This is a genomic window from Novosphingobium sp. TCA1 (genome assembly GCF_009811895.1).
Taxonomy (GTDB): Bacteria; Pseudomonadota; Alphaproteobacteria; order Sphingomonadales; family Sphingomonadaceae; genus Novosphingobium; species Novosphingobium panipatense_A.
Map to the genome: position 1 here is coordinate 1 of NZ_BLJH01000054.1, position 15,386 is coordinate 15,386.

At 62.9% G+C, this 15,386-nt stretch carries 14 protein-coding genes; 10 read left to right on the forward strand and 4 right to left on the reverse strand.

What is annotated here, in order from left to right; all coding sequences use genetic code 11:
- Positions 1-4: 4 nt before the first annotated feature.
- A complete protein-coding gene (locus NTCA1_RS26605; RefSeq protein ID WP_236549594.1) occupies positions 5-412 on the reverse strand; it encodes a LysR family transcriptional regulator in 408 nt (135 codons plus the stop codon).
- A gap of 209 nt (positions 413-621) precedes the next feature.
- Here NTCA1_RS26605 and NTCA1_RS26610 point away from each other — a divergent pair, with 209 nt between their 5' ends.
- The 8 genes from NTCA1_RS26610 to NTCA1_RS26645 all read left to right on the forward strand — a co-directional run bounded on the left by NTCA1_RS26610 (position 622) and on the right by NTCA1_RS26645 (position 7,449).
- Positions 622-1,317, forward strand: a complete 696-nt coding sequence (locus NTCA1_RS26610; RefSeq protein ID WP_099233816.1) for a type 1 glutamine amidotransferase domain-containing protein — start codon at positions 622-624, stop codon at positions 1,315-1,317.
- 2 nt (positions 1,318-1,319) lie between these two features.
- Positions 1,320-1,775, forward strand: coding sequence for a VOC family protein (locus tag NTCA1_RS26615; protein WP_201282610.1), 456 nt, complete (start codon positions 1,320-1,322; stop codon positions 1,773-1,775).
- The gene (locus tag NTCA1_RS26620) at positions 1,775-2,881 is read left to right on the forward strand and encodes an NADH:flavin oxidoreductase/NADH oxidase (RefSeq protein WP_374705222.1); all 1,107 of its coding nucleotides are present in this window, start codon (positions 1,775-1,777) and stop codon (positions 2,879-2,881) included. The genes NTCA1_RS26615 and NTCA1_RS26620 overlap by 1 nt, the downstream gene beginning before the upstream one ends.
- Positions 2,878-4,029, forward strand: a complete 1,152-nt coding sequence (locus tag NTCA1_RS26625) for an L-dopachrome tautomerase-related protein (RefSeq protein WP_159832346.1) — start codon at positions 2,878-2,880, stop codon at positions 4,027-4,029. Before NTCA1_RS26620 ends, NTCA1_RS26625 begins: the two co-directional genes overlap by 4 nt.
- A gap of 76 nt (positions 4,030-4,105) precedes the next feature.
- Positions 4,106-4,846 (forward strand): SDR family oxidoreductase, encoded by a 741-nt coding sequence (locus NTCA1_RS26630; protein WP_159832347.1) that lies wholly within the window; start codon positions 4,106-4,108, stop codon positions 4,844-4,846.
- Positions 4,847-4,957: 111 nt separating this feature from the next.
- Positions 4,958-5,251 (forward strand): putative quinol monooxygenase, encoded by a 294-nt coding sequence (locus NTCA1_RS26635; RefSeq protein WP_037093999.1) that lies wholly within the window; start codon positions 4,958-4,960, stop codon positions 5,249-5,251.
- A gap of 457 nt (positions 5,252-5,708) precedes the next feature.
- Entirely contained in the window at positions 5,709-6,848 is a 1,140-nt protein-coding gene (locus NTCA1_RS26640; RefSeq protein WP_159832348.1) for a glutathione-independent formaldehyde dehydrogenase, read from the forward strand.
- Positions 6,849-6,879: 31 nt separating this feature from the next.
- Positions 6,880-7,449 carry a type 1 glutamine amidotransferase domain-containing protein gene (locus NTCA1_RS26645; RefSeq protein ID WP_159832349.1) on the forward strand — a complete coding sequence of 190 codons (570 nt, stop codon included), beginning with the start codon at positions 6,880-6,882 and terminating at the stop codon, positions 7,447-7,449.
- A 256-nt stretch (positions 7,450-7,705) separates the two neighbouring features.
- On the opposite strand, the gene NTCA1_RS29070 is transcribed toward NTCA1_RS26645, so the two are convergent.
- The 3 genes from NTCA1_RS29070 to NTCA1_RS26660 form a co-directional block, all read right to left on the reverse strand.
- Positions 7,706-10,297, reverse strand: coding sequence for an excinuclease ABC subunit UvrA (locus NTCA1_RS29070; protein ID WP_159832353.1), 2,592 nt, complete (start codon positions 10,295-10,297; stop codon positions 7,706-7,708).
- Between the two features lie 462 nt (positions 10,298-10,759).
- The gene (locus NTCA1_RS26655; RefSeq protein WP_159832350.1) at positions 10,760-11,869 is read right to left on the reverse strand and encodes an S-(hydroxymethyl)glutathione dehydrogenase/class III alcohol dehydrogenase; all 1,110 of its coding nucleotides are present in this window, start codon (positions 11,867-11,869) and stop codon (positions 10,760-10,762) included.
- A 300-nt stretch (positions 11,870-12,169) separates the two neighbouring features.
- The gene (locus tag NTCA1_RS26660; protein WP_159832351.1) at positions 12,170-13,159 is read right to left on the reverse strand and encodes a zinc-dependent alcohol dehydrogenase family protein; all 990 of its coding nucleotides are present in this window, start codon (positions 13,157-13,159) and stop codon (positions 12,170-12,172) included.
- Positions 13,160-13,255: 96 nt separating this feature from the next.
- On the opposite strand from NTCA1_RS26660, the gene NTCA1_RS26665 reads away from it, so the two are divergent.
- Together NTCA1_RS26665 and NTCA1_RS26670 are read left to right on the forward strand one after the other, a co-directional pair.
- On the forward strand, positions 13,256-13,876 hold the full coding sequence (locus NTCA1_RS26665; protein WP_009823891.1) for a TetR/AcrR family transcriptional regulator: 621 nt from the start codon (positions 13,256-13,258) through the stop codon (positions 13,874-13,876).
- Positions 13,877-13,951: 75 nt separating this feature from the next.
- Complete coding sequence (locus tag NTCA1_RS26670) at positions 13,952-14,782, forward strand: aldo/keto reductase (RefSeq protein WP_201282611.1); 831 nt, start codon at positions 13,952-13,954, stop codon at positions 14,780-14,782.
- The last annotated feature ends 604 nt before the right edge of the window (positions 14,783-15,386 follow it).

The window sequence follows — 15,386 nt, forward strand, 5'->3', positions numbered from 1 at the left end:
CGCCTCAGTCCAGCTTGCGTCCATACGCATTTGGCTGCGCCATAATGAGTCGGTGGCCTAGCCCCGCATCCAGCAGCGGCGCCAGTCGGGGCGCGATCATCTCTCCCAGTAGGTCCGACGGCGCGGCGATGTGGACCGTGCCCGAGATGCGCGACGATCGGGCCCGCGCGCTGGCCAGTGCCGATTCCGCCGTGTCGAGGCTGCTTCCGATCGAAGCCGCGAGATCGTCGGCAATCGCCGTTGGTCGAACACCCCGCGAATGGCGATCGAACAAGGGACGGCCCAATTGGGCCTCGAGCGATGCGATGTGCTGCGACGCAGCCGGTTGGGTGATGCCGATTGCCCGGGCCGCCTCGCTCAGTGAACGACGGCGGTAGACTTCGACGAAGGTGCGCAACTGCAGGAGGGACATTCCGGTTCCATAACCGGATTTATGGCCGTCCGCCATTCCCGCTGGATTTCATGATGCCGTTCCCTGCGTACCTAAGCCGCCGAAAGGAACGATCGAAGCAAAATCCCCGCCAATTGCTCCAAGCCCTCACCGCTGTCCTGGTGGCGGGCGCGGCGCCGGCGGGTGCGTTTGCTCGTGTTCCCGACATCACTAGAAAAGGACAACTGACGATGACCCGCATTCTCATGGTGGCCACCTCCGCCGACCGCATGACTCCCGGCACCGAACCGACGGGCGTCTGGCTCGAGGAACTTACCACCCCGTACTACGCGTTCCGCGATGCGGGCGCCGAGGTTACGCTGGCCTCGATCAAGGGTGGCGCCATCCCCGTCGACCAGCGTAGCGTCAACGCCGACGGCGAGAACGACGCTTCGGTCGAGCGCTATCTGAAGGACGAGGCCCTGAAGGCCGAGGTTGCCAGCACCCTTGTATTCACAAGCATCGATCCCGCCGGCTACGACGCGCTGTTCCTGCCGGGCGGCCACGGCACCATGTTCGATTACCCCGTCAGTGACGAACTGGCCCGCCTGGTCGAACGCTTCGACCGCGAAGGCAAGATCGTCGCCGCCGTCTGCCATGGACCGGCAGGGCTGGTCTCGGCGAAGAAGGCCGATGGCACGCCCTTCGTCGCCGGCCGCCGTGTCGCGGGCTTCACGGACAGCGAGGAACGCGCGGTCGGTCTCGATCAGGCGGTGCCGTTCCTCCTCGAAACGCGTCTCAAGGAACTCGGCGGCAAGCACGAGGGCGGCCCCGATTTTGCCCCCTTCGCCCTGCGCGACGGCAATCTGGTGACCGGCCAGAACCCCGCCAGCGCTACCCTCACCGCAGAGCTCGTGATGGAAGCCCTCAAGGACAAGGTCGCCTGATCATGCGCTATCTCCACACCATGCTGCGCGTCGCCGATCCCGAGGCAGCGATCCGGTTCTTCACGCTGCTGGGTCTCAAGGAGACCCGGCGCATGGAGAACCAGGCCGGGCGTTACACGCTGATCTACCTTGCCGCCGACGAGGATTTCCGCGGCGACGGCGAGCAGGGCGATGCCGAGGTCGAACTGACGTACAACTGGCCGCCCGAGGACGGCAGCGCTGCCGAGACTTACACGGGGGGCAGAAACTTCGGCCATCTCGCCTACAGGGTCGACGACATCTACGAGACGTGCGCGCGGCTGCAAGCGGGCGGCGTGACGATCAATCGCCCCCCGCGCGACGGATACATGGCGTTCGTCCGCTCGCCGGACGGGATCTCGATCGAACTGCTCCAAAAAGGCGAACACATGGCCCCGGCCGAACCCTGGGCCTCCATGCCCAACACGGGCGCATGGTGATGGCGCGCCTGTTCGAACCGCTCGAGGTCGCGGGGCTGCGGCTTGCCAACCGCATCGTTATCGCGCCGATGTGCCAGTATTCTGCCGAGGACGGCGCGATGACCGACTGGCACCGGATGCATCTCGGCCAGTTGGCGCTGTCGGGCGCGGGCGCGCTGACGATAGAGGCGACCGCTGTCAGCCCCGAAGGTCGCATCACCTACGGTGACGTCGGCCTGTACGATGACCGTACCGAAGCGGCGATGCGAAGCGTGCTAGAAAGCGTCCGTCAGTGGTCGGACATGCCGCTCGTCATCCAGCTGGCCCATGCCGGCCGCAAGGCGAGCAGCGCCAAGCCGTGGCACGGCGGAGCGCAGCTTCCCCCCGATACGGAGAATGGCTGGCAGACCGTGGCACCCAGCGCCATTCCCTTCGCTCCGGACGACCATCCCCCTGTCGAACTGGACAAGTCAGGGCTTGCCCGCATCCGGGAGGCGTTCGCGGATGCCGCCCGGCGCGCCGGCAGGCTCGGCATCGAAGCCGTCCAGATCCACGCCGCGCATGGCTATCTGCTTCACGAGTTTCTTTCGCCGATCTCCAACCGGCGCGGCGACGAATACGGCGGCAGCCTCGACCACCGGATGCGGTTCCCGCTGGAAGTGTTCGATGCCGTGCGCGAATCGTTTCCGGCCGACCGCCCGGTGACCGTTCGCGTTTCCGGGACTGACTGGGTTGAAGGCGGCTGGACAGCGGAAGAAACCGCAAGGTTTGCGCAGGAACTGGAGCGGCGCGGTTGCGCGGCGATCCACGTCTCCGGCGGCGGGCTCGACCCGCGCCAGCAGATCCCGGTCGGCCCCGGCTATCAGGTACCGCTGGCCCGCACGGTCAAGGACGCGGTCGCTATGCCTGTAATCGCTGTCGGCTTGATCACCGATCCGCACCAGGCGGAGCGCATCCTAGAAGACGGGCATGCCGACGCCATAGCGATTGCCCGCGCTGCGCTGTGGGATCCGCGTTGGCCCTGGCACGCCGCCGCCGCGCTTGGTGCATCGGTCAAGGCGCCCCCGCAATATCTCCGGTCCGAGCCTCACGAAGTGGGCCGCATTCTCAAGGAAATGACGCCATGAAAATCTCCGTCAAACTGCTTCTGGCCGCTGGCGCTGCCCTCTCGCTTGCCGCCTGCGCGACGACCCGGGGGGGGGCATCCGCGCCCCGGATCGAACAGGTCGCGACCTTCGATGGCGCGATGCCGACTGGCGTGACCGTCGCCCCCAACGGGCGCATCTTCGTCAACTTCCCGCAATGGGGCGACAACGCGCCGTTCACGGTTGCCGAGCTGGTCGACGGCAAGGCGGTGCCTTATCCCGACGCCGCGACCAACCGGCCCGATCCGGCCGACCCGGCGGGGCATTTCATCTCGGTGCAGAGCGTGGTGGCAGACGGCGCCGATCGCCTGTGGGTGCTCGACACGGCGGCGCCCAAATTCTCTCAACCACGGGCCGGCGGTGCAAAGCTGGTGGCGATCGATCTTGCGACCAACCGGGTGGTGAAGACGATCGTCCTGCCGCCCAGCGTGGTGCTGCCCACGACCTACCTCAACGATGTGCGCTTCGATCTGCGTCAGGGCGCCGAGGGCGTCGCCTACATCACCGACAGCAGCAACGACGGCGTCGGCGGCATCATCGTCGTCGATATCGCCAGCGGGCGTGCGATCCGGCGCCTGTCGAACCATGCGACGACCAACCCCAAGCCTGGCTTCACCCCGGTCGTCGACGGCGCGGTGCTCATGAACCGCCCGGCCGACGGCCCCGCGACGCCGGTCACGATCGCAAGCGACGCGATTGCGCTCAGCGCCGACGGCAGCCTGCTGTATTACGGTCCACTGTCGGGCCGCCCGCTGCACGCGGTGCCCACGGCGATGCTGCGCGATCCCGCGGTGTCCGAGGAGGCGTTAGGCCGCGCGGTCCGCAGCCTGGGGCGCAAAGGCGCCTCGGACGGGATAGCCGAGGACGACAAGGACCGCGTGTTCGCCGGCGATTACGAGAACAACGCGATCCGCGTGCTCGACCAGGGCCGCTGGACGACGGTGGTCAGCGACCCGCGCATCAGCTGGCCCGACACGCTATCGATCGGCACCGACGGCTACCTCTACTTCACCACCAACCAGCTCCACCGCCAGCCCGGCTTCCACGGCGGGCGGGACCTGCGCCGCAAGCCCTACGAGCTGCTCCGCATCAAGGTCGGCGCCGCTCCCGTCCTGTTGCGCTCGCGGTGAACCCATCAGGCCGGGCGGGCTCGCGCGGGACCGCGATCCGGCGAAAAATCAACAACTGACTTGAAGGAATACAATCATGACAAACGGAATCGAAGGCAAGATCGTTCTCATTACCGGCGGCAGCACCGGCATCGGCGCGGAAACCGCGCGTCTTCTCGCGGAACGCGGCGCCAAGGTGGCCATCGCCGCGCGGCGCAAGGACAGGCTCGACGAGGTCGTCGCGGACATCGCCGCAGCTGGCGGCACGGCACGTAGCTACGCGCTGGACGTGACCGACAAATCGGCGGTCCAGTCCGTCGTCGCCGCAATCATTGCCGACTTCGGCCGCCTCGACGTGCTGATCAACAACGCCGGGCTGATGCCGATCCGTCCGATGGCCGAGGTCAACACCGACGAGTGGGACCAGATGATCGACGTCAATCTGAAGGGTACGCTCTACGGCATCGCGGCGGCCCTTCCCGGTTTTCTCGAGCAGGGCAGCGGTCACATCATCAACTTGAGCTCGGTTGCGGGCATCAAGGTCTTCGCACCGGGCGGCACGGTCTACTCCGGCACCAAGTTCGCCGTCAGCGCGATCAGCGAGGGCTTGCGCCACGAGGTGGGGGAAAAGGTCCGGGTCACGTCAATCGAGCCTGGAGCTGTCGAAAGCGATTTGAAGTTCACGACCTCTGGCGCGGCTGCCGAGACGGTGCTGGACTTCTACAAGCAGGCCATCCCGGCGGCATCGGTGGCGCGTGCTATCGCGTTCGCTGTCGAACAACCTGATGACGTCGACGTCAATGCGATCGTCATCCGGCCGACCGCACAGGAGTTCTGATTTCGACGAGGAGGCGGGGCCGCGTGTGCTCCGCCTCATAAGGAACGTTCCGGCCCGCTCGACCGTTACTTCGCCGAATAATATCTCTCCGTTTCACTTGAGGAGTCATTTATGCCCAAACTTGCCCTGTATGTACCGCTGAAGGCCAAGCCCGGAAAAGAGCGCGATGTCGCCAATTTCCTAACCTCGGCATTGCCGCTCGTTCAAGCTGAGGCGGGCACTCTGACTTGGTATGCGATCGAGGAAGGTCCCGGTGCGTACGCGATCTTCGATACGTTCGACACAGAGGAGGATCGGCAGGCCCATCTTGACGGCAAGGTTGCCGCCGCACTGATGGACAAGGCAGAAGAACTGTTTTCTGAACCGCCGCAGATTCACAAGTTCACCCTCCTGGCCGCGAAATAGCGGAGCGGTCGGCACCCTAAGCTGCCGTTTGACTGCAGGGTAAGGCTCGTGTTTCCATCCGGAATGGAGGACCCGGCCAAATCGGGAAATGAATAAATGGATAGGACAGGTCATCCGCGATAGTGGATGGCCTTGTCTTTTGCGCTTATCACACCTCTGAATTTACTGTTAAGCGCCGTTGATGTGTCGCATCGTAACGGCAATATTGGTTCGCGGGAGATTCTTGGGCACGTCAATTTGGCGCGTTATTCGGCCGTTCTGGCCCAGTCATTCAGAAGACCGCCGTGAATCGATCCCAGGATGGCCCTACGGGAAGGAACCTCTCAGGTAGCAGAAGGTTCAGGAAACTGAGATCACTTGGAAGGGTGCGATGTCCTCCGCCGTTGCGATGGACCGGATCATCAGAAAGCTCTCGATTTGATGACGCGTTGAGAAGATCTGCGAAAGGAAAAGATCCGTGAAAGCTGTCGTGTACAACGGGCCCAAAGATGTTTCTGTCAGTACCATCGATGATCCCAAGATCGAAAAGCAGACCGATGTTATCATCCGGCTGACCACCACCAATATCTGCGGGTCGGACCTTCACATGTATGAGGGCCGTACCAGCTTTGAGAAGGGCAGGGTCTTCGGTCACGAAAACCTTGGCGAGGTCATCGAAGTTGGCTCTGCCGTAGATCGTATCAAGAAGGGCGATCGCGTGTGCATGCCGTTCAACGTCGGTTGCGGTTTCTGCGAAAATTGCGAACGCGGTTTGACGGGTTTTTGCCTCACCACCAACCCTGGAACCGCCGGCGCAGCGTATGGCTTTGCCGAGATGGGGCCGTGGCAAGGTGGTCAGGCCGAGTTGATGCGCGTTCCTTATGCGGACTTCAATTGTCTGAAGCTGCCTGAGGACGCTGCGGAGAAGGAGGATGACTATGTCATGCTCTCCGACATCTTCCCGACGGGCTGGCATGGCGTCGAACTTTCAGGTTTCCTGCCTGGCGAAAGCATCGCAATCTACGGCGCCGGTCCGGTCGGTTTGATGGCCGCGCACTCAGCCGAAATCCGCGGTGCCTCTCAGATCTTCGTAGTCGATTCTCACGATGACCGTCTGAAACTGGCCGAGGCGATGGGCGCTATTCCGATCGACATGCGCAAGGGCGATCCCGCCCAGCAGATCCTTGACGCGACCGGCGGTCTCGGGACCGACCGGGGGGTCGAGGCGGTCGGGTATCAGTGTTGCGATCGCCACGGCAAGGAGCGCAGCAATTACACGATGAACTGCCTCGTCAAAAGCACGAAGGCCACCGGCGGAATCGGCGTCGTCGGCGTGTTCATTCCGGAAGACCCGAACGCGCCCGACGATCTCCAGAAGGAAGGCAAGATGGCGTTCGACTTCGGCAACTTCTGGTTCAAGGGCCAGAAGATCGGCACCGGTCAGTGCAATGTAAAGCACTACAACCGGCGACTGATGAAGCTTATCGAGCAAGACCGGGCCAATCCTGCCCAAATCATCTCGCACCGACTGCCGCTTGATCAGGCACCAGACGCCTACAAGCATTTCGACGAGCGCGATGCTGGTTGGACGAAGGTCGTGCTCAAGCCGGGCACCTGACCTTAGTCTTCGACGGAATAGGAAATAAATTATGACTTTGGAAGGCAAATCAGTTGCCATTCTGATCGCACCCCGCGGGACGGAAGAGCCAGAATTCTCGAAGCCCAAGCAAGCTGTCGAGGACGCTGGTGGCAAAGTGACCGTGGTCAGTTTTGAGCCGGGCAAGGCTCGCACAGTCAATAGCGATCTTGACGAGGGCGGCAGCTATACTATCGACAAGACGTTTTCCGAGGTCAAAGCCGACGATTTCGACGGACTTGTTGTGCCCGGAGGGACTGTCGGTGCCGACAAGCTGCGCGGCAGCGTCGAGGCAATTGGTTTCATCCGGGCTTTCTTCGATCAGAAAAAACCTGTTGCGGCTATATGCCATGCACCCTGGACATTGATCGAGGCGGGCGTGGTTGAAGGTCGCAACTTGACGTCCTACCCGACGCTGAAGGTCGATATCGAGAACGCCGGCGGTGCATGGACCAATGAGGAAGTCGTGGTCGACAACGGCCTTGTTACCAGCCGCGATCCCAATGATTTGCCCGCCTTCTGTGCCAAACTCGTCGAGGAAATCGCAGAAGATGCGGGCGCATCGCTCGCAGCAGGGAATTAGGACGGGGCGTTTCGACGAACCATGCGAGGGCCCTTTCCCTGGAGGAGGTCCTCACAAAGCAAGCGTGGCGGATGGCCAACGATTGGCCGTCCGCCACGCCGCGTATCACACGAACACGGCGCACCTGACGGGCACTCGAACCCTGAGCCGCGTCAACCGCGGTGTCATATCGCCGGCTCCCGCTTCGAGATTGGACCCATTCCAACGTGTGGTTGACATGCACCTGATCGAACGTGCGTTCGGCCAGATTTACGACCTATAGGGCCGCCTTGAGATAGCGGGCGGTGAGACTGCCTTCCGCTTCAGCAACTACGCCAGGGACGCCGCTGGCAACGATACGGCCCCCATCTTCCCCGGCCCCCGGTCCCAGGTCGATGATCCAGTCCGTCTGTGTGATGGCGCGCATGTCATGTTCGACGACTACGACGGTATTGCCGGCATCTACGAGGCCCTGCAGGTGTTGCATCAGCCGGTCGCCATCGGAGGGGTGAAGCCCCGAAGTTGGCTCGTCAAGGATGTAGATCGTGTTGCCGCGTTGAGCGCGTTGCAGTTCAGTCGCCAGCTTAATGCGCTGCGCCTCCCCGCCAGACAGCTCGGTCGCCGGCTGACCGAGCCTCAGATAGCCAAGACCGATCTGCCGCAACACGTCGAGGGAGCGCATCACAGATGCCTCGCCAGCGAAGAAATCGCACGCATCGTCGACCGTCAGTTCGAGCACCTGGGCGATATTGCGCCCGTTCCATTCGACTTCGAGCGTTTGCGGGTTGTAGCGAGAGCCATGACAGGTCGAGCACGGGGCAAAAACGCTCGGCAGGAACAGCAGCTCCACCATGACGTATCCCTCGCCCTCGCACACAGGGCAGCGGCCTTGCGCGACGTTGAACGAGAACCTTCCCGGGTTGTAGTGCCGCCGGCGGGCGAGCGGCGTATCAGCGAAGATCCGTCGCACATGGTCGAACATGCCGCTGTAGGTGGATAGGTTGGAGCGCGGCGTGCGGCCGATCGGTTTCTGATCGACCCGCACCAGCCTGCGAACATGCTCCATGCCTGCGACAATGCGTCCTTCAGTGTCGTTCTGCGCAACATCGAGCAGCGGATCGATATCCTCCTCCTCGGCCACGGGAGAGCCGCCGAGGTGTTCCGTGACGAGCTCGGGCAGCGCCTGACTGACAAGACTGGATTTGCCCGATCCCGAAACGCCGGTGACAGCGGTGAAGCAGCCGATGGGAAACTCGACGTCGAGACCATGGAGATTGTTCCGCCTGATCCCTTCCAGGCGTAGCCATGCCTTGGGATCGCGCGGTGTGCGCTCACTGCGGAGCGGCTCTGCGAACAGGTAGCGGCGGGTGATCGAAGTCTCGACGTCGGCAAGCCCCTCTATCGGCCCGCTGTAGAGGACTTCACCGCCCTTTTCCCCGGCTCCTGGCCCGACATCGACGAGCCATTCCGCGCGGCGGATCACGTCGAGATCATGTTCGACGACGAACAGGGAGTTGCCCGCCGCCTTGAGACGCTCGAGAATGGTGAGTAAGGCTTCGCCATCTGCCGGGTGCAACCCTGCCGAAGGCTCGTCAAGCACATAGACCACGCCGAAAAGCTGTGACGACAATTGCGTGGCAAGCCGCAAGCGCTGCAGCTCTCCGGAGGAGAGCGTCGGCGTGCTGCGGTCGAGCGAAATGTAGCCAAGGCCAAGATCGATCAGCGGCTCTAGCCGCTCGATCAATTCGCAGGCGAGGCGTTGGGCGGCGATCCGCTTCTCGTCGGAGAGATTGGGCGTGCGGCGTACGTCGGGCGCGCTCTTGTGCGCAGAGCCGCCCGCCGCAACCCGTTGTTCGACCGCTGCATCGCGGGCCGCTTTTTCCAGAACATGGCCCTTTGAGGGGGCGGAGACTGCCCCATATTCGCCATGCGCGACGGGGATCAGCAAGTCCTTCAGCTTGAGCACCGTCAGTTCGCCGAACTCGGCAATGTCGAGGCCGGCGAATTTGACCGACAGGGCTTCGCGCTTCAGGCGCTTGCCGTTGCAGGTCGGGCAATCGCGGCCGATGATATATTGCGAGACGCGCTTCTTCATCAGCGCGCTTTTAGTGTTGGCGAAGGTTTCCAGCACATAGCGGCGCGCGCCGGTGAAGGTGCCCTGGTAGCTCGGTTCCATGCGGCGCTTGAGCGCCGTCCGGGTCTGTTCGGGCGTCAGGCCCGCATAGACCGGCACCGTCGGCGCCTCTTCCGTGAAGAGGATCCAGTCGCGATCCTTTTTCGGCAGGTCGCGCCACGGCGTATCGACGTCATAGCCGAGGGAAACGAGGATATCGCGCAGGTTCTGGCCATGCCACGCGGTTGGCCAGGCGGCGATCGCCCGATCGCGAATGGTGAGGCTGTCGTCAGGAACCATCGTCTCTTCGGTCGCGTCATATACGCGGCCGATACCGTGGCAGGTCGCGCAGGCCCCCGCGACCGTGTTGGGGGAGAAATCCTCCGCATAGAGCATGGGTTGATGGCGCGGATATTCGCCGACGCGCGAATAGAGCATCCGCACCAGGCTGGAGAGCGTCGTCACGCTGCCGACCGAGGATCGCGCGTTGGCCGAGCCGCGCTGTTGCTGCAACGCGACCGCGGGCGGCAAACCGTCGATCGCGTCGACCTCCGGCACGCCGGCCTGGTCGATCAGGCGACGGGCATAGGGCGCAACCGATTCCAGATAACGCCGCTGGGCTTCGGCATAAAGGGTGCCAAACGCGAGCGATGATTTGCCCGAGCCCGATATGCCGGTGAACACCACGAAGGCGTCGCGCGGTACATCGACGTCAATATTTTTGAGGTTATTCTGGCGCGCGCCGCGAACCTGCACGCAAGCGGGCGGCCCCGTATGCCCATAATCCGTGGCCGGCGTGGTCGCGTGAGTATCCTTGCTCTTCAATTCAGTCTTCCTGCCCTATACGCCCGTGCGGCCCGTCGTTCATCACAGTCAGGTAACAGATGAATCCATTTCCGACTCAATACATCCAATGGCCAGGCTGGCCCGATGGTCGGCACCTTCGAAATATTTTTCGAGCATTAGACAAAGGTTACGACAAACCATTTTTCCCGTTGGGTTGCGCGACGAGGCCACACACACTCCGCTGGTAAGCGCCTGGGCCAGGCGGCCTTGGTCCGTGCCGCTATCGGCAAGTAACGACCGCACTTCGGCGCTTGTTACCGCATCGCGACGTGTTGCCCATTTGCCAGAGCGCGCTTCATCATGGCCGGGGTCGGGCCATGATGACGGCCGAGTTGTCGATCCGAGCGCCTCGCGCCGCTTCGGATCAGCGGGTCAGTAGTGGATAACCGTGCGGATCGACTTGCCTTCGTGCATCAGTTCGAAGGCCTCGTTGATCTCCTCCAAACCCATCGTGTGGGTTACGAACGGGGCCAGATCGATATCGCCTCTCATCGCGTCCTCGACCATTCCGGGGAGCTGTGTCCGTCCCTTGACGCCACCGAAAGCGGACCCCTTCCATACGCGGCCCGTGACGAGCTGGAATGGGCGGGTGGAGATTTCCTCGCCCGCGCCGGCAACGCCAATCACGATCGACTGACCCCAGCCACGGTGCGCTGATTCAAGCGCGGCGCGCATGACTTGGACGTTGCCGATGCACTCGAAGGTATGATCGATGCCCCAGCCCGTCATCTCGATCAGCACTTGCTGGATGGGCTTGTCATGGTCCTTGGGGTTGATGCACTCGGTCGCACCGAACTGGCGTGCCAGCTCGAACTTCGATGGATTAGTGTCGATGGCTATGATGCGACCCGCCTTCGCCTGGCGCGCACCCTGAATGGCCGCGAGGCCGATGCCGCCGAGGCCGAACACGGCGACCGAGTCTCCAGGCTGGACCTTGGCGGTATTGTGGACTGCGCCGATGCCGGTCGTGACGCCGCAGCCGAGCAGGCAGACATGTTCGGGGTTAGCCTCGGGATTGATCTTGGCAAGCGAGACTTCGGCGACCACAGTATATTCACTGAAGGTTGAACAGCCCATGTAATGATAGAGGGGCTGACCATTGTACGAAAAGCGGGTGGTCCCATCGGGCATCAAGCCCTTGCCCTGCGTTTCGCGGACAGCGACGCACAGGTTGGTCTTGCCCGACAGGCAGAAGTCGCACTTGCCGCACTCGGCGGTGTAGAGCGGAATCACGTGATCGCCCGGCCCGACGCTGGTGACGCCCTCACCGACCTCGACAACGATGCCCGCGCCCTCGTGGCCCAGAACCACAGGGAAAACGCCCTCCGGATCACTGCCTGCAAGCGTGTACGCGTCGGTGTGGCACACACCGGTGTGCGTCACCCGGATGAGCACTTCGCCCTTCCGGGGCGGGGCGACATCGATTTCGACGATTTCGAGTGGCTTGCCCGCCTCGAAGGCTACCGCGGCGCGAGATTTCATGTTGGGATACCCTCGTTGAGTTAAACTGGTTGCTGGTGCGAGGCCGTTGCGTCATCGCAAATTCGTTGAGGTTCTGAGACTGGCGCTTGTGTAATCAGACGAGGTTCCCCCGCCAATCTCCAAATGCGCCCCCGATCGGGCAGGCATAGCCGCCATGTTATCCTGAAACAGGTCTGGCACGCGGAGGAGGAGCGGTCATGCTCTCAACCCTGCTCCACAGGCAACGACGGCATGGGCGCTGAGGGTCCGATCCTGTCCTCGGGCGGGGGGAGCCATCGCTCGCCCCCCCCGGTTTGCCGGTCAGACCGTGACGACGACCTTGCCGATCTGTTCGTTCGATTCGAGGAAGCGGTGCGCGTCCTGGATGGCGTCGAGCGGGAAGGTGCGCGCGATCCGCGGCTTTAGCGCGCCCGATTCCAGACCCGCCACGATGAACGCCTTGGCGCGATCGAGGGCGGCGTCGTCCGAGACGATCTCGCTGTAGATATAACCCTTCAGCGTGAGGCTCTTGCCCAGCACGGAGAACAACGGGAACGGCGTCGGCTCGTCGCTGAGCGCGCCATATTCAAGCAGGATGCCGCCGCGCGCCATGCTCGCGGCCAGAAGTTCGAGCAACGGGCCGCCGACCGGATCGAGGACCACGCGCGCACCTGCACCGTCGGTTATCTCCATCACCCTCGCTACCAGGTCTTCTTCCCCGGTCGCGACGACATGATGTGCACCGGCATCGATCAGGGCCTGGCGCTTGGCGCCGGTACGCGTCGTCGCGATTACCGTCGCGCCGACCATCCGCGCAATCTGGAAGGCAGCAAGGCCGACGCTGCTGGAGGCAGCAGTGACGATGACGAAATCGCCCTCGCCGAGTTTCGCCTGCTCCACCAGCGCACCCCAGGCGGTGACATACTGCATCCACACGGTCGCCGCTTCCTCGAACGACAGCGCCGCCGGATGCTTGACGACGAGGCGGGCGGGCACGTTGGCGACCTCGCCATAAGTGCCCCAGCGCGCGATATCGAGCGGGGGGATGACGCTGACGGCTTCGCCTTCCGCAAACCCGGTCACGTCCGCGCCGACCGTAACGACAGTGCCGGCAGCCTCATAGCCAAGGCGGCTCGGGAACTCGGCTTCCTGAAGGTAGGCATGGTTGCGGAACATCACCTCGGCGCGGTTTATGCCTATCGCCTTCACCGCGATCTGCACTTCGTCGGCCGCGGGCGCGGGAACTGCCACATCTTCAATCCTGAGGACGCTGGCGTCGCCATATTCGTGGATACGGACGATGCGGCTCATTGGAGACTCCTTGATTATTGAATGATCGTTCTGTAAGGGAGCGGACCACCCGTTTCAAGATATTATTTATCGATCGTTCCATATCGTGCATCAGAGATGACAGAGACGAAAGCCCGTCGCCGCGCAGGTCGCCCTCGTGTGTTCGACACTGACGCTGCGCTCGACAAGGCGGTGCGGCTGTTCTGGCAGCGCGGCTACGAGGCGACATCGATGGCCGATCTGGTGGCGGAGACTGGCGTCGCCGCCGCAAGTCTCTATGCAGCGTTTGATAACAAGGCGGGGCTGTTTGCGGCGGTGATCGAGCGCTACGCCGCGACGTTCAGCGTCCACCTCTATGCACCCATCAACGATCCGGCGTTGTCCACCTACGAGGCCGTCAAAGGCCTGCTGGAACGAGCGGCGTCATCATTCTCGGAACCTGGAACGCCGGCCGGCTGCTTCATGTATTCGGCAGCGGCAGCCGTTTCGCCGGCGTCCGCCGCCATCGAATGCCTGCTGCGCGACAAGCGTATCGCGGCGGAGGCCCTCCTGATCGAGCGTCTGCAACGCGGCGCCGCGCAGGGCGAGCTTGCGGCCAACACCGATCCGGCCGTGCTAGGCAAGTTCATCAATACGGTCATGGAAGGCATGTCCGTTCAGGCGCGCGACGGCGCTACGATCAACGAACTGCTCTCGATCGCCAAAATGGCACTCGATCGATGGCCGGCCGCGATATGATCGTTACATGGTGGTCATCTGCCAATCCGCCTCCCGCGACCGAACAGTCGAACTCATCTCATAGGACGAAAGCACATGAAACACGTGACATTGCCCGGCGGGGAAGTGGTTCCTTCAATGGGTCAAGGCACCTGGAAGATGGGCGAACGTGCCGAGCGGCGATCCGATGAGATCGCTGCGCTACGCGCCGGTGTCGAGTTGGGCATGACGCTCGTCGATACCGCTGAAATGTATGGCGATGGTGCGGCGGAAGCGCTGATCTGCGAAGCGCTCGGCGACCGTCGCGACCAGTTATTCCTCGTCAGCAAGGCGTATCCACAGAACGCATCGCGCTCCCGCCTTGCCGGTGCGTGCGAGGCGAGCCTGAAGCGGCTCGGCACCGATCGGCTCGACCTCTACCTGCTCCACTGGCGGGGATCAGTGCCGCTCGCTGAGACGATAGAGGCAATGGAGGCGCTAAAATCGGCGGGGAAAATCAGGCATTGGGGTGTCAGCAACCTCGACACCGACGATATGGACGAGCTTATCGCTGCCGGCGGGGATGGCTGCGTGACCGATCAGATCCTCTACAATCTCGTCCGTCGAGGCCCTGAGTTGGACCTGTTGCCGTGGCTCGCCCAGCACAAAGTGCCAGTGATGGCGTATAGTCCCGTCGAGCAGGGACGCCTCTCAAGCCATCCCGCCCTCGACAAAGTAGCGGCCCAGGTTGGCGCAACCCCTGCGCAGGTCGCACTTGCCTGGACGTTGCGCCACGATGGCCTTATCGCCATCCCGAAAGCGAGTTCGATTGCACATGTGCGGGAGAACCGCGCGGCCGCAGATATCGTGCTCTCCGACGCCGACATTGCGACACTCGATGCGGAATTTCCCAGGCCACGCGACCGCCGTCCACTCGAGATGCTTTAGCGTCAGATGACGATATTATCGCTCGAAGGAACAGAACGCAAACCGGATCGGCGGTAGGCGCTCAGCGGTGCGGTGATCGGACCAGTGTCGACACCGCTATCGAGCGGGTGCTGCGCGACTGACGGTTCGAGCACCAGGCCTATCGCGCCCCTGGCCCCAATCTGCTCTTAGCCTCCACGAATAACCGTCTGACCGTTCTTACCGTCTATGGGGCGTATCCGAGCTGGCAGGGCATCCAGCCAAGGGCGTCATTCTTGTCCATCGGGCGCTCTGGATCGAAGCTCGGGCGGCCTAGCTGTCAGCACGACACCGCGCTGCCTGAGTTTCCGAGCTGCCATCCCAGCGTGCGCCGCTGGCGGGAAGGTGAGCCGATTACTCGCTCAAGCTCAGTTCGACAGAGCGCAGGCCATGAACCGTTCACTGCACTGCAGCGCCGAATTAGCGCTCTGCTACCTAGAGAGCTGCTTAGCAAAAAAATGCTCTCAATAGCCCGATCTCGCAAGCTCAGTATCTGATTTACGAAAAAGGGAAATGTGGTGGACGCACTAGGCCGCGTTGACATAAGATTTCAGCCATAGGCGCACTGCGGCGAGGTTGAGAAAGC

What these genes read in the sequence shown, in the direction of transcription:
- NTCA1_RS26605 (WP_236549594.1), bottom strand. Translation starts at nt 412, where the DNA reads ATGTCCCTCCTGCAGTTGCGCACCTTCGTCGAAGTCTACCGCCGTCGT.
- NTCA1_RS26610 (WP_099233816.1), top strand. Translation starts at nt 622, where the DNA reads ATGACCCGCATTCTCATGGTGGCCACCTCCGCCGACCGCATGACTCCC.
- NTCA1_RS26615 (WP_201282610.1), top strand. Translation starts at nt 1,320, where the DNA reads ATGCGCTATCTCCACACCATGCTGCGCGTCGCCGATCCCGAGGCAGCG.
- NTCA1_RS26620 (WP_374705222.1), top strand. Translation starts at nt 1,775, where the DNA reads ATGGCGCGCCTGTTCGAACCGCTCGAGGTCGCGGGGCTGCGGCTTGCC.
- NTCA1_RS26625 (WP_159832346.1), top strand. Translation starts at nt 2,878, where the DNA reads ATGAAAATCTCCGTCAAACTGCTTCTGGCCGCTGGCGCTGCCCTCTCG.
- NTCA1_RS26630 (WP_159832347.1), top strand. Translation starts at nt 4,106, where the DNA reads ATGACAAACGGAATCGAAGGCAAGATCGTTCTCATTACCGGCGGCAGC.
- NTCA1_RS26635 (WP_037093999.1), top strand. Translation starts at nt 4,958, where the DNA reads ATGCCCAAACTTGCCCTGTATGTACCGCTGAAGGCCAAGCCCGGAAAA.
- NTCA1_RS26645 (WP_159832349.1), top strand. Translation starts at nt 6,880, where the DNA reads ATGACTTTGGAAGGCAAATCAGTTGCCATTCTGATCGCACCCCGCGGG.
- NTCA1_RS26655 (WP_159832350.1), bottom strand. Translation starts at nt 11,869, where the DNA reads ATGAAATCTCGCGCCGCGGTAGCCTTCGAGGCGGGCAAGCCACTCGAA.
- NTCA1_RS26660 (WP_159832351.1), bottom strand. Translation starts at nt 13,159, where the DNA reads ATGAGCCGCATCGTCCGTATCCACGAATATGGCGACGCCAGCGTCCTC.
- NTCA1_RS26665 (WP_009823891.1), top strand. Translation starts at nt 13,256, where the DNA reads ATGACAGAGACGAAAGCCCGTCGCCGCGCAGGTCGCCCTCGTGTGTTC.
- NTCA1_RS26670 (WP_201282611.1), top strand. Translation starts at nt 13,952, where the DNA reads ATGAAACACGTGACATTGCCCGGCGGGGAAGTGGTTCCTTCAATGGGT.